Genomic DNA, 14225 nt, shown 5'->3' on the forward strand with positions numbered 1-14225 from the left:
AATACATGAAAAGTTAAAGAAACGGTGGTAGCTATTTCTTTGATTTTTGTTACACATTAAGCCAGAAATGTTGTTCGCAAAAAGATTAGCTTTTTTTATGCGATTTAAAACACGCTATGGCGAATAAAGAAATTATTTGATTAATAGAGGATTAAAGCCCATCCTAATCATAATTTGATTGAGTTGAATTAAAGGCAAGCCAACGAGAGCATTAAGATCGTTACCATCAAGTTTTTCAAAAAGCGTAATTCCTAGTTCATCACATTTAAAACTTCCGGCACACTGAAAGGGTTGATCTTTATCGACATAAGCCGTGATTTCCGCCAGAGATAATTGTCGAAAAGTGACGTTAAAGGGTTCGTAAGTGGTAATATTCTGTTGGCTAGCAAGATGAATGACGCTTAATCCGGTATAGAAATTAACAGTTTTACCACTACTGGCAAGTAGTTGTGCAATAGCTTTCTCACGAGTATACGGTTTACCAATAATTTTGCTGTCTAACAGACCCACTTGATCGGAACCGATCACAATCGCATCAGGATATTTTTTAGCAATGGACTGGGCTTTAATTTGCGATAATCTTAATACTAGATCTATAGCAGATTCTTGTGCTAAGGGTGTTTCATCACATGTAGGTGCAATACATGTGAAAGGTAGTGCTAATTTTTTCAAGATTTTTTTACGTGATGCGGAGGTGGAAGCTAATATAATGTTTGTCATAGTCAATAAATAATAAATTTCAAATTGAGTTTAAACAGTATTGCAGGTGAAAATTAACTTTGAACGAGGTAGAACATGCGCTACCTCGTCATTTATTGATAATATTATGTGCTCAGTTTTTATTCATCCGGATAGCCATTGGGATTTTTAGATTGCCAATTCCAGCTATCATTTGCCATGTCTTGTAGATTATATTGGGTGCGCCAATTTAATTCTTTTTCTGCTTTGCTTGCATCTGCCCAAAAGGCAGCAATATCACCCGCACGCCGTTCAACAATTTGATAGCTTAATTTTTTACCACAAGCTTTTTCATAGGCGTGTAATACATCGAAGACACTACTGCCGATTCCAGCACCTAAATTATAGATATGGACGCCCGATTGATTCATTTTGTTTAAGGCAACAACGTGGCCTGCTGCTAAATCTTCTACATGAATATAGTCTCTTACTCCCGTACCATCTTGAGTGGGATAATCATTACCATAAATAGATAATTTATCTCGCTTACCAATAGCAACTTGGGCGATATAAGGCATCAAATTATTCGGGATACCTTGTGGATCTTCACCCATTAATCCAGAAGGGTGGGCGCCTACTGGATTAAAATAGCGTAATAATGTTATGCTCCATTGGGGTGAAGCATGAGCAAAATCTTGATAAATCTGCTCTACCATATATTTACTCCAACCGTATGGATTGGTGATATTTCCAGTCGGAAATGTTTCCAAATAAGGTGTTGGATTTTTTTCACCGTAGACGGTTGCTGAAGAACTAAAAATAAGATTATATACCTGATATTCTTGCATAACTTGTGCTAAACAGATCGAACCATAAACATTTTTTTCATAATATGTTAATGGTTTAACAACAGATTCGCCGACAGCCTTAAGACCAGCAAAATGGATGACGGCGGCAATTTGATGCTTTGCAAACACTGAAGCTAAAAATTCTTTATCACAGACATCCCCATAATAAAAAATGGGTTGTTGATTGGTTAATTGTTCAATACGATTTAAGACACTTTTTTTACTATTATATAAATTATCAATGATGATAGGCGTAAAACCTGCCTCAATTAGCTTAACGCAGGTATGACTGCCAATATAACCTAAACCACCCGTTACCAGTATGTTCATAGTATTTTATTAATTAGTTGATATTGTTTTAGTATAACGTGAGTTTAGCTTGAAATATAGTATTATTGCTTTATGATTTTGGCTATTAACTTTAAGTCGCTAATTTAATATTGCTTTCAAAATTAAATTAATAAACTCAATAAAATGGATAACTTAAACTATTAAATTGCTCAGTTTACGATATAATTATGTTAAAATTTTATTAAAATAAAAAAAACAAAATGATGTTAAGTATTTGGTTAGTTGAAGACGAAGCGTATATTGCCGATTCTTTAATCTATATGTTGGAAAAAAATCACTATCAAGTACGATGGTTTGAAAGAGGCGAGCTTATGCTAAAGGCATTGAGTACGAGTCAACCTAATTTAATGATCCTTGATGTGGGACTTCCTGATATTATTGGTTTTGAATTAGCCAAACAAGTTTTATTAAAATATGATATCCCAATTATTTTCCTCACTGCTCGTGATGATGAGATAGATCGAATTATTGGTCTTGAGATCGGCGCTGATGATTATATTGTCAAACCCTTTTCATTAAGAGAAGTTTTAGCTCGAATTAAAACGGTATTGCGTCGATTTCATAAGCAATCCCCTCCGATAGCCAATATTGCCTTAGGACCATTTATGTTAAACGAAGAAGGTTCGGTTATTTATTATTATAATGAAAGACTTTCTTTAACCCGTTATGAATATTCATTATTAAAAACAATGATTAAAGCCCCTAACCGAATTTTTTCCCGAAAACAATTGCTGGATATTGTTTGGCAGGATAATTTATCTTCTATGGAACGTACTGTTGATACTCATATAAAAACAATTAGACAAAAATTAACGATGGTATACTCCGCCGACGAGCAACCCATTCAAACTCACCATGGCTTGGGTTATTCATTAAAAATTGATTAAGGTACGATTCATGCGTATTGGTTTGCAGTTACTTTTTGGCTATGTTTTAGTTGCTATTTTGGCTTGTTATTTAGTATTTACCATTTTTGTTAAAGAGGTTAAACCCACAGTTAGGCGTGCTACTGAAGGTCTATTAATTGATACCGCAACATTATTAGCTTCCATTGTTTCGCAAGAACTTTCTTCCATTAATCAAATAAAAAAAAGTCATTTAGGTAGTGCGTTTGAACATATTAATGAGTTACCTTTTAATATCAATATTGATGGGGTTATTAAGAGTAAAATGGCTTATCGGGTTTACATTACTGACATTAACGGGATAGTTATATTTGATTCTGATAAACGTGATGAAGGTAAAGATTATTCTCGTTGGAATGATGTGTATTTAACGTTGCGTGGAAAATATGGTGCTAGAACAACCCGCGAAAAACCTGAGGATCCTACAACATCGATAATGTATGTTGCAGCACCTATAAAAATTGATGGTCAATTAGTCGGTGTTTTAACGGTAGCAAAACCTAACCAAAGTATGTCCAGTATTATCATTAAAGGGGAAAAAAGAATACTTATTGGTGGTGTTATATTGATTATTGCAGCATTATTAATTGGTATTTTTATTATCTGGTGGATTAATCGTTCAATCAAAAAGTTAGTCGATTATGCCCAACGAGTATCCAACCATGAAGTGGTTAATCTGCCTAAGTTTAGTTCGCCTGAACTGAGTATGTTAGGTCATGCTTTAGAAGTCATGCGTTTAAAATTGGATGGCAAAGATTATATTGAAAAATATGTTCATACCTTAGCGCATGAAATTAAGAGCCCATTATCATCGATTCGGGCGGCAACGGAAATTCTACAGGATACGACTAAAAAAGAACTGGACACTTCCAGAAATATCGAAGAAGTTAGACACACTCAGCAACGTTTTCTATCAAATATTGAACAACAAACAGAGCGGATGAATATTTTGATTGAACGAATGTTACAGTTAGCTCGATTAGAAAGTCGTGTAGGTGTAAATTTTCAAACGATTCAAATGCAAAATCTTATTCAAGACGTGATATCGAGTAAAATGGCAGATGCACAATTACAAGGTGTCAATTTAATTATTGAGCATAATGTAGTAATTAAATTAAAAGGTGATAAATTTCTTTTAATTCAAGCATTATCGAATTTATTAAGCAATGCATTAGATTTTACCCCTAGTGGTGGTACAATTAGGGTCGATACTGAGATTATTGATGGTTATTATTCTATTAAAGTGATTGATTCAGGTATTGGTATACCTGATTTTGCTTTAGAACATGTTTATGAACGGTTTTATTCATTACCAAGACCGAATAAAGGTAAAAGTAGTGGGCTAGGTTTAGCTTTTGTTAAAGAAGTTGCATTGCTACATAATGGTAATATTATGCTGAATAATCGTGTTAATGAGCAAGGTGCCATTGCAACGTTAATTTTAAAAATTCACTGAATGGATGTTTTATGTTAAAACAATTACTATTATTAAATTTATCAATACTACTTATGTCAATGACAAATAGCATTCATGCTAAAACTAAAGAGTGTCCAATCAAGCCAGCTTTTGATATTGTTGTGAGCGACAATTCAGCACACTTGGTTAATGATATGCAAAACATTATTATTGATGCTAATGGTATGATTAATATGAATGGATCTCCACTCAAAGTCGGAAATAATGTGCAACAACAAGCCAAAAATTTGCATGCTTTTCTTCGCCAACAGTTACCCGATTTTGCATATCAATCACAACAAAATTTAGATAATGTTCGTAGTGCTTTTAAAACTGCAATTCGCGAGCAATTAGGCAATAAAAGTGAGTTAGCAGAAAATTTAGACGGTTTATATTTTGAAGTAAAGCAGTTATTACAAAATACAATTATTACCCGCGATGGTGTAACCTATTTTTATTATCAACCATTTAACACTTTAAAAAAAGATGGTGAAGCGATTGGGAAAAAAAGATTCTATAAAATAGTGGGTAATAGTGTTTTACATTTTGATGTTTTTAAAAATTTTTCAACGGTGAAAACAATAGCTAAAAATGAATGGAAAGAGCAAAAAGTTAAACTGAAACAATTTGATGCGCAAATCTGTGAACTTATCACTCAAATTGATCACCAATATAATCAATTGATTTTACAACTCGGTCAATATTAAATAGTATGATGATATCGTTAACTTTTGTAGCTGCATGCACTCATGTTGGGCATTATTTCGTGTTACAATAAAACGATTATTGACATGTTAAGATTCAATCAAGTTAAATGATTGGCGTTTTATAATTTAAGAACTATATCGGGGAGTTTAAAAGCGAATGAGTGCTAAAATCATCGATGGGAAGTTATTGTCTCAACAAATTAGAGCAAACATTGCTATACAAGTAGCAAATCGTAAACAACACGGTTTACGAGCACCGGGATTAGCGGTTATTCAGGTTGGTACCAATCCGGCATCAAGGATCTACGTTCAAAATAAACAAAAAGCATGTGATGAAGTCGGTTTTCGTTCATTTGCTTATGAATTTGCCGAATCAACAACCGAAGAATTACTCAATCTCATTGATCAATTAAATCATCAAGCTGATGTTGATGGTATTTTAGTTCAATTACCTTTACCTGATAATATTGATAAAACACGCGTACTTGAGCAAATCAATCCGAAAAAGGATGTTGATGGTTTTCATCCATTTAACATAGGCCGTTTATTACAACGAGAACCAATTTTAAGACCATGTACACCTTATGGTATTGTCACAATGCTTCAATCAACGGGTATTAACTTGTCTGGGCTTAATGCGGTGGTAGTTGGTGCTTCGAGTATTGTCGGTAGACCAATGGCATTAGAATTGTTGCTGTTAGGTTGTACAACCACCATTACCCATAGTCGGACTAAAGATTTAGCAGATCATGTTCGCCGAGCAGATATTGTAATTGCTGGAGTTGGGATCGCTAATTTCGTTAAGGGTGATTGGATAAAACCGGGTGCGATTGTGATAGATGTTGGCATTAATCGTTTGGATAATGGTAAAATAGTTGGTGATGTTGAATTTAGTGAAGCTGTCGAACGCGCTGGATTTATTACTCCCGTACCTGGAGGGGTTGGACCAATGACAGTGGCAACATTATTAGAAAATACCTTACAAGCCTGTGAAAAATTTGGCATTTAAAGTAAATAAGTAACATGAAGTGATTTCTGCCACAGCAAGCAGATTAAGATAAGTAATTAAGGAACATTATATGATTATATTTCATACCAATAAAGGTGATATTAAAATTGAAACTTTTGCCGATAAAGCACCGGAAACAGTGAAAAATTTTATTGAATATTGTCAGGATGGATTTTATAACAATACAATTTTTCATCGAGTCATAAATAATTTTATGATTCAAGGTGGTGGTTTTGAACCTGGTATGAAACAAAAACGCACTAAAGCAGCAATAAAGAATGAAGCTAATAATGGTTTGACCAATCAACGTGGTACGTTAGCAATGGCACGGACAATGGATCCTCATTCAGCCACTGCGCAATTTTTTATCAATGTGGTGGATAATGATTATTTGAATTTCCGTTCAGCGGATGCTAATGGCTATGGTTATTGTGTGTTTGCTAAAGTTGTTGATGGTATGGATGTGGTCGATCAAATTAAAACCGTCAAAACGGGTCGCCATGGTATGCATGCTGATGTTCCGGTAGAAGACATTATCATTGAACGTGTTACGGTTGAGTAAAGGCAATATATTCGTAATGCAACGCTTTTTTATTGCCGATATTCATCTTAATGATAATGAGCCTGTAATTACTACAGGCTTTTTACAATTTATTGATAGTTTACCTGCTTATAGTGAATTATATATTTTAGGTGATTTATTTGATTATTGGATCGGTGATGATGAATTGACCCCACTTCATCAGCAAATTGCTTCAGCACTCTGTCACCTTAGACAACGTAACGTTACTGTCTATTTTGTACATGGTAATCGTGATTTTTTGCTGGCACAAAGGTTTGCGCAAGCTTGTCAAATGCAACTTCTGCCAGATATTAATTTGATTAATAATCAGCAATCAAAATTATTAATTTTACATGGCGATTTATTATGTACTGATGATCAAGATTATCAGAAATTTCGCAAGAAAATGCATAATCGCTGGTTGCAGAAACTGTTTTTATCTCTTCCGTTATTTTTGCGCCGTAAAATCGCCACTAAATTACGAGGTGAAAGCCAACAGCATAATTATCGAAAATCTGAACGCATCATGGATGTTAATCAGCAAGCTGTAGTAGAAATGATACAACAGTATCAAGCTGATATGATGATTCATGGTCACACCCATAAACCGGCAATTCATATTTTTAACGTAAATGCGAAAGAAGTGAAACGAATGGTATTGGGAGCATGGCATGATGGTATCAACTATATTCACCAAAGCGCAGAAGAAACGCTTGAATTTTTTCAATTACCAATAGATATTGACCCACCAGCGTAGACATCCTTAATAATAAAAGCTTTACGATTTGTTGTGATTATATAATCATTTGATTTTTGATTAGGTTGTTTTTGGTCATGTTTTTTATTAAAGGGATAATGGTAATATATTATTCTTAATAAACAAAGTATAAGTAATAGAATTAGCCAAGCAAAAAATGTTTTATCTATTGATGAATGATTGAAATACAAGCAATTTAATATAAAAGATAAGGAAATACGATGACAATAGAATATATCGATCCGATGGAATGTTGGTCAGAAGCTGTTATCTACAATGGTATTGTATATTATACCAGTGTACCGATAAATTTAGTGGATGATGCTTACATCCAGACGCAAAGTGCCTTGACTGAAATTGATAAGATGTTAGTACGGGTAGGTAGTGATAAAAATCTTATTCTTGATGCAACAATTTTTATTGTTGATAAAGCTGATTTGCCAGCCATGAATCAAGCGTGGAAAGAATGGGTTGTGAAAGGAAGAGCACCGGTGCGATGTACTGTGCAAGCTAATTTAATGCATGATGATTATAAGGTCGAAATTAAAATTATAGCGGGGTTAAAGAACAATATGAGTAAACAAATATGATATCAGCAATAGCATTAGCAAATGATAGCCAATAATACATAGTGGGTTTGCTTTTATACCCACTATGGTAAAGAACTAGTCTAAAATGAAGTAGTATCTTGGAATAACCCAACTTTTAGATCAGTTGCTTGATAAATTAATTTACCATCGACAAATACTTCACCATCGGCAATTCCCATGATTAATTTGCGATTAATCACGCGTTTAAAATGGATTTTATAAGTTACTTTTTTAGCTGTTGGTAATACTTGTCCGGCAAATTTAACTTCGCCGACACCTAATGCTCGGCCTTTTCCTTTGCCACCTAACCAACCTAAATAGAAACCTACTAATTGCCACATGGCATCAAGTCCTAAGCAACCAGGCATAACCGGATCATTTTTAAAATGACATTTAAAAAACCATAGATCAGGATTAATATCAAGTTCTGCCTCAACATACCCTTTATTATGTTTACCACCATGTTCATTCATTTCAATTACACGGTCCATCATGAGCATTTGATCGGATGGTAATGGCGGACCATCATGACCAAATAGTTGATTATCACCTGATTTAATTAAATCTTCTTTGGTATAGGATGATTTTTTTTCAAAAGTCATATAAAGCCTTTTATTATTTGAAGTCATAAAAAATTAGCTTACAAGTGTAAGCTTAATTAAATGCTTTTGCAATGCTATTTACGCCATTTATCAAACCAACGAGACGAACGCTTATCACCATTAGTGATAGCCTCAATACGGGCTTTAATTAATTTATAAAGGCTGATTGCTTTATCATCTTTATAAGGAATACCGGTTAATAAAAATAATGCATCAGCTATGTTTTCTACGGCCCAAATATGGAATTGCTGATTTTTAACAGCGGTAACTATTTCATCGCTTAAGCATAAATGGTACTGATTAGCGGCAGGAATAATCACACCTTGCTGACCTGTTAAACCTTGATGCTGACAGATAGCAAAGAACCCCTCAATTTTTTCATTAACCCCACCAATGGCTTGTACATGACCAAATTGATCAACAGATCCAGTAACTGCGAGTTGTTGATCAATCGGTTGGCCAGATAAAGCGCTAATAATCACCGATAATCCTGCTAACGAAGCACTATCACCATCAACTTCATTATAGGATTGTTCAAAAACTAATGACGCAGAAAAAGGAAAGGGGTGCGTTAGGGCAAACTGGGCGGTAATGAATGAGTGCATTATCATCATCCCTTTTGAGTGAATATTTCCTGCAAGGTCATTTTTACGTTCAATATCATTGATTTCACCATCACCGTTATGGATAAGACAGCTTATACGTGTAGGTTCGCCAATTGCCTTTGGATAACCTGGGTACTCAATTACAGATAATCCATTAATTTGGCCTACAATCTGATCATGGGTGTTAATTAAAATCTGTTTATTTAAAATAGCCTCTCTTAATCGAAGTAGTAAATAATTTTCATGCCAGTTTTTACGTTCGGTTGCTTTTCTTATAGCATTATCATCGATATATAGGTCATTTTCTTGAGCAGCATTAACTAATTGTGTATTAATCCAATCAGGGATGAGTGGCAGATAGTTTTGATCTTCAGTGTATTTTATGCCATTTTTGACTAATTCAGCAAAAGCTGTGTTTTTTATACTTGGTAATTTTTGAAATTGAGCAATTGATTTAACATAGCCAGCCCAATGTTGAATAGTTTCATCAGTATTTATAGCTACTTCATTTTCGAACTCACAATATAATGCTGAATTATAAAACTCGGGATCGTAATCTTGTAATTCAGCCATACTTAGTCGATCACCTAGTAATATAATACGAAGATCTAATGGCATAGGTGGAATACTAATCGGTAAGGGATTAGCATCATCAGTGGAAATCCAATTAAATTCTTCATTGATAACCATATGTTTGAGTTTTTGCCAAATATTGGCTTGTGCCATTAATGATCGTAAACTTAAAATTAATATTCCACCATTAGCTTTATGTACGATGCCTGGTTGTAATTTAAAGCGATTGTCTTCGGGTTGTCTGACACAGCCGAATAATCTTTCACTTTCTACGCTGATGGAAAATATACAGCTATCAGTTGCAGCAAAATTATCTTGAGGGCTTTTAGCTTTAGATAATGTCATTTTATTATCTTGGCTATAGTAGGCAAATCCACCCTGATTGATCGGTGTATTTAATATAATATTTCGTTGAAGTAGTGAACCAAGTAAATGGCTGTCAGGTGCTTTTAATAACATAAAACGTGGGTGATAAGGTTTTCTGACTTTTGGACATAGCAACGATAGCGTTGATTTAATTCGCGGTTGCAGTGTTAAAAGATCAGCTTCACGATCGCGTTTATTTAATATAGCAATAAGTTCTTCAACATTTGGCGTAATTGCTTGCCAAGGTAATGTGGTAATAGTCAATTTTTATCATCTTAAAAATAAATTATTTTTTAATTATACTCGAATAGCAACAGTTTGTAATAAATTACACAATAATTTTATCTATAATTAATTGTTACCTTTCAGGAAAAAGGATTAAATTGGACACTCTAATAAAAAGTGTAACGCTTATTAAAATATTGATTCGTTGTAAAAATATACAGAAAGATTTTTTAAAATCAGTTAAACTAATTAGAATTTATCTTAAGCTAGCTAAAATGATTCTCTTTTATGGTCAAACTTGAAAATAATGCATTACATAACGATCGCTGTTCACAGATTATCAGTTGGGGACACTGGTTTGCACTATTTAATATTTTTTTAGTGATTGCTTTTGGAAGTCGCTATCTTTTTATTGCCGATTGGCCTCCTACATTCCTTGGTCGTTTGTATGCCATAATTAGTTGCATTGGGCATTTTAGTTTTTTAACGTTTATTGTCTATTTGATTTTAATATTTCCTTTTGGCTTTATTACTCAATCGGTAAAATGGAATCGGATTGTGGCAGTTATGATTGCGACGATTGCTATAACTTTATTACTGATTGATATAGAGATGTTTTCGGGTTTCAGAATGCATCTGAGTTTTTCGCTCTGGCAGGTTTTAACTTCACCAAATGATAATATCTTAAGTTCTCAATGGCAAAAACTATTTATTTTTGTACCGTTTATTCTACTTATTGAAACGATTTTTGCGTTATGGAGTTGGCGTAAATTACGTAGCTTAAATAAAAGACGTCGTTATTTTCGCCCAGTGATTGGTATATTTATCTTATGTTTTGTTTCGTCACATTTAATTCATATTTGGGCGGATGCCAATTTTTATCGACCAATTACGATGCAACGTTCAAGTTTACCGATTTCCTATCCGCTTACTGCGCGCCATTTTTTAGAAAGATATGGATTTATTCAAGCGGGTAATTATGAAATGCGCGTTGAGCAAGAAGGTAATCCTTTTGCTATTGCCGTTGAATATCCATTAGGTAAGATTTCATTTAATCCATTATCAAAACCGTATAATATTTTAATGATTGTCGTTGATGATTGGTATTCTGTCGATCAATTATCGAATCTGCCTAAGTTAGAAAAATTTGCCAAGCAACATATTCAATTTACTAACCATTTTTCTGCTAGTAATCAAAACTATTTGGGTGAATTTTCTCTGTTTTATGGTTTAGATGCAAATTACTATAATAGTATTCTTGCCAGCCATAAATCATCAGTGCTAATTGATACCTTAACAAAGCAGCATTACAATATTGGTTTATTTTCTGCACAAGGTTTTGCTCACCCTTTGTATCATTATGCTTTACTGTCTAATTTCTCCTTAACTGAAGCAAAAAAGCAAACCAATTTGGAAGTAACACAATTATGGAATAAGTGGTATGCGAATATAAAGGAACAGCAAAACCAGGCACCATGGTTCTCATTTATTCAGTATAAAATTGATCGTCGTAGCAAAGTAAATCTCACTAATCAAATGAAAGGGCTCGATGATAATATCGAAAATATTGTGACCACGTTACAACACTATAATGCCTTTGCTAATACGATCGTGGTCATTACTGCGGCCAATAAACTACATGATCATGATAATCATTTCCAAAGACAATTATTCAATGTACCATTGATTGTTGCTTGGCCTGATAAGAGTAGTGCCATTATCGCTCGGCCAACTGCTCATGTTGATATCATGCAGACTTTGATGCAAGATGCTTTATCAGTAACTACTGCAAGTAAACAATATAGTCAAGGGCAGAATTTATTTGTTGATAATGAGCGTAAATGGTTGATTGCCGGTAAAGAGAATCAAATTACAGCCTTTTTCGCAGATAAGAGTATTGTGATTAATAATACCGGTGGCTATCTTATCTACGATGATCATGATAAACCACTTCATCACGAACAGATTGGTTTAGCGACTTTTTTACAGTTGCTTACTGAAAATAGGCGATTTATGGTAACTAATTAAAATGCCTTAATATAACTGGCTAAAAATGGTTTTATTATTGATTAAATTACCAATATATAATAAGTCGCTTAATACCTATTGGTATTTATCTCGCTAGAAAGATAAAGAATTATGGAGATACAATGAATGATTATTGGCAACATTGAACATTTAGATCGGGTTCCTTTTTTACCTAAAAAATTGCAAAGAGCAATCGAATATGTATGTGATAATGTTAATAGCAATACCCCATTAGGGCGGTATGAAATTGAAGGGAATGATATTTTTTTTATCGTTTCAGATAGTTCAACTCGCTTTATTGATGAGGCTTTGCCTGAGTATCATCAACGTTATATTGATGTTCAGATTGTGATTAATGGTGCGGAAGGCATGGCAATTGCTACATTACCAGCGCATACTGAGATAGTTGACGATCGTCTTGAAAAGGATGATATTGCTTTTGTTAAAACACCTTCTGAAGAAACAATGTATGTTGCTCATGTTAATGATTTCGTAATCTTTTATCCTGGTGAATTACATAAACCACTTTGTGCTATAAATCAGCAATTGGCAAAAATTCGTAAAGTAGTGGTTAAAGTTGATGTGAATTGCTTATAATGAAGCAAACTATCAATAAGGATTTAAAATTATGATGTGGTGTTATATTTACCGCAGTACAAATAAAGAAAATAGCTATTTGTATATTGGTAAAGAAAATGATTTTTCAACGGTACCTGAAGTACTCATGAAAGCCTTTGGACAGCCGATTTTTGTTATGAAAGTATTGTTAGATGGTAAGCGCCAATTTGTCGCTGGTAGTGCGCAACATATAGAGGATAAAATTCAGCAAGATGGTTTTTTTCTACAAATGCTCAAAGATAATGATTTTGTTGTTAAAACCCATTAAGGTGATATTAAAGGAGTATTAATGAAAGTTATTCATATCGTTATGACGATAACCATCATGCTTTTTGTAACGAGCTGTGAAAGTGAAACTGCTAATTTAACAACAAATCAATCCTTATTTAGTTTTCACAAACCAAGAGAGGAGCGCTACTTCTCTGATTACGTAACAATGTTAAAAAAATATGCTAAAGCTCAAGGAATTGATAATCAAACTATCGATTTAGCATTTGATAATATCCATTATATTGAACATGTGGTAACTGCAGATAAGAGTCAGCCGGAAAAAAAATCATCAATTAATGATTATTTAGCGCAGCGGGTATCATCAGCCAGAATAAATTTAGCTAAGCAGAAATATTTGCAATATCATAACCAACTAAGCGATGCAACGTTGTTAACCAATATACCGCAACCCTATATTTTAGCCTTATGGGGGGTAGAAAGTGGTTATGGTAAATATCAGGGGAAGGAAGATATCGTATCGGCTCTATCTACCTTAGCTTTTGAGGGTAGACGAGAACCGTTTTTTCTCAAAGAGTTAATTGCCGCTTTAACCATTTTACAAAATGGACATATCCAAAAAAATGAATTCAAAGGTTCATGGGCGGGGGCAATGGGGCAAAATCAATTTATGCCTTCATCTTATTTAGCCTTTGGGTTAGATGGTGATGGCGATGGTAAAATCGATATTTGGAATAATCTATCGGATATTTTTGCTTCGATTGGTAATTATCTTGCTACGATTGGTTGGAATGAAAAAGAAGGTTGGGGGGTAAAAGTTAAATTGCCTGACAATTTTGATCTTGCGCAAGTCGGTTTAGATAATGACAAAGCTAAATCTATTGATGATTGGTTAAAAAATGGAATTACTATTGATAATGTTAAAATGATAACGAATAATCAGACAAAAGCATGGCTAATTATTCCTGATGCCGATAGTCTAGAAGGTTATTTAGTGTTCAACAATTTTAAAACACTTATGCACTGGAATCGATCTTATCACTTTGCCATTAATGTGGGGATGATAGCCGATAGTTTAGTCGGCGGCAATCTAAATACAAGAGTCGGTAAGCAATAA

General features: G+C 33.9%; 15 protein-coding genes. 11 read left to right on the forward strand and 4 right to left on the reverse strand.

Features of this window, described 5'->3' with window-relative positions:
- Positions 1 to 132: 132 nt before the first annotated feature.
- Positions 133 to 720: a nucleoside triphosphate pyrophosphatase gene (locus tag JMI89_RS06510; RefSeq protein WP_187754723.1), complete on the reverse strand. Its 588-nt coding sequence runs from the start codon at positions 718 to 720 to the stop codon at positions 133 to 135.
- Between the two features lie 119 nt (positions 721 to 839).
- On the reverse strand, positions 840 to 1856 hold the full coding sequence (gene galE / locus JMI89_RS06515) for a UDP-glucose 4-epimerase GalE (protein ID WP_187754724.1): 1017 nt from the start codon (positions 1854 to 1856) through the stop codon (positions 840 to 842).
- Positions 1857 to 2077: 221 nt separating this feature from the next.
- Here galE and creB point away from each other — a divergent pair, with 221 nt between their 5' ends.
- From creB to JMI89_RS06550, 7 genes are all read left to right on the forward strand, one after another.
- Positions 2078 to 2764 (forward strand): two-component system response regulator CreB, encoded by a 687-nt coding sequence (gene creB / locus JMI89_RS06520; protein ID WP_187754725.1) that lies wholly within the window; start codon positions 2078 to 2080, stop codon positions 2762 to 2764.
- A 10-nt stretch (positions 2765 to 2774) separates the two neighbouring features.
- Positions 2775 to 4238 carry a two-component system sensor histidine kinase CreC gene (gene creC / locus JMI89_RS06525; RefSeq protein ID WP_220679609.1) on the forward strand — a complete coding sequence of 488 codons (1464 nt, stop codon included), beginning with the start codon at positions 2775 to 2777 and terminating at the stop codon, positions 4236 to 4238.
- 11 nt (positions 4239 to 4249) lie between these two features.
- Entirely contained in the window at positions 4250 to 4945 is a 696-nt protein-coding gene (locus tag JMI89_RS06530; RefSeq protein WP_220679610.1) for a hypothetical protein, read from the forward strand.
- A 157-nt stretch (positions 4946 to 5102) separates the two neighbouring features.
- On the forward strand, positions 5103 to 5954 hold the full coding sequence (folD, locus tag JMI89_RS06535; RefSeq protein ID WP_220679611.1) for a bifunctional methylenetetrahydrofolate dehydrogenase/methenyltetrahydrofolate cyclohydrolase FolD: 852 nt from the start codon (positions 5103 to 5105) through the stop codon (positions 5952 to 5954).
- Between the two features lie 70 nt (positions 5955 to 6024).
- Entirely contained in the window at positions 6025 to 6516 is a 492-nt protein-coding gene (gene ppiB, locus JMI89_RS06540; protein ID WP_220679612.1) for a peptidylprolyl isomerase B, read from the forward strand.
- A gap of 16 nt (positions 6517 to 6532) precedes the next feature.
- Positions 6533 to 7273 (forward strand): UDP-2,3-diacylglucosamine diphosphatase, encoded by a 741-nt coding sequence (locus JMI89_RS06545; protein ID WP_220679613.1) that lies wholly within the window; start codon positions 6533 to 6535, stop codon positions 7271 to 7273.
- Positions 7274 to 7494: 221 nt separating this feature from the next.
- Complete coding sequence (locus JMI89_RS06550; protein WP_220679614.1) at positions 7495 to 7863, forward strand: RidA family protein; 369 nt, start codon at positions 7495 to 7497, stop codon at positions 7861 to 7863.
- A gap of 80 nt (positions 7864 to 7943) precedes the next feature.
- Here the strand turns inward: JMI89_RS06550 and fabA are convergent, their stop codons facing one another.
- Both fabA and JMI89_RS06560 read right to left on the reverse strand, forming a co-directional pair.
- On the reverse strand, positions 7944 to 8465 hold the full coding sequence (fabA, locus tag JMI89_RS06555) for a bifunctional 3-hydroxydecanoyl-ACP dehydratase/trans-2-decenoyl-ACP isomerase (protein ID WP_187754732.1): 522 nt from the start codon (positions 8463 to 8465) through the stop codon (positions 7944 to 7946).
- A 74-nt stretch (positions 8466 to 8539) separates the two neighbouring features.
- On the reverse strand, positions 8540 to 10273 hold the full coding sequence (locus tag JMI89_RS06560; RefSeq protein WP_220679615.1) for a Lon protease family protein: 1734 nt from the start codon (positions 10271 to 10273) through the stop codon (positions 8540 to 8542).
- 249 nt (positions 10274 to 10522) lie between these two features.
- Between JMI89_RS06560 and JMI89_RS06565 the strand changes: the two genes are divergently transcribed.
- From JMI89_RS06565 to JMI89_RS06580, 4 genes are all read left to right on the forward strand, one after another.
- The gene (locus tag JMI89_RS06565; protein WP_187754734.1) at positions 10523 to 12262 is read left to right on the forward strand and encodes a DUF3413 domain-containing protein; all 1740 of its coding nucleotides are present in this window, start codon (positions 10523 to 10525) and stop codon (positions 12260 to 12262) included.
- A 126-nt stretch (positions 12263 to 12388) separates the two neighbouring features.
- A complete protein-coding gene (locus JMI89_RS06570; RefSeq protein ID WP_220679616.1) occupies positions 12389 to 12859 on the forward strand; it encodes a YhcH/YjgK/YiaL family protein in 471 nt (156 codons plus the stop codon).
- 31 nt (positions 12860 to 12890) lie between these two features.
- Positions 12891 to 13148, forward strand: a complete 258-nt coding sequence (locus tag JMI89_RS06575; RefSeq protein ID WP_187754736.1) for a YcgL domain-containing protein — start codon at positions 12891 to 12893, stop codon at positions 13146 to 13148.
- Between the two features lie 21 nt (positions 13149 to 13169).
- On the forward strand, positions 13170 to 14225 hold the full coding sequence (locus JMI89_RS06580) for a lytic transglycosylase domain-containing protein (RefSeq protein WP_220679617.1): 1056 nt from the start codon (positions 13170 to 13172) through the stop codon (positions 14223 to 14225).

It is taken from the genome of Frischella sp. Ac48 (assembly GCF_019641635.1).
Lineage (GTDB): Bacteria > Pseudomonadota > Gammaproteobacteria > Enterobacterales > Orbaceae > Frischella > Frischella japonica.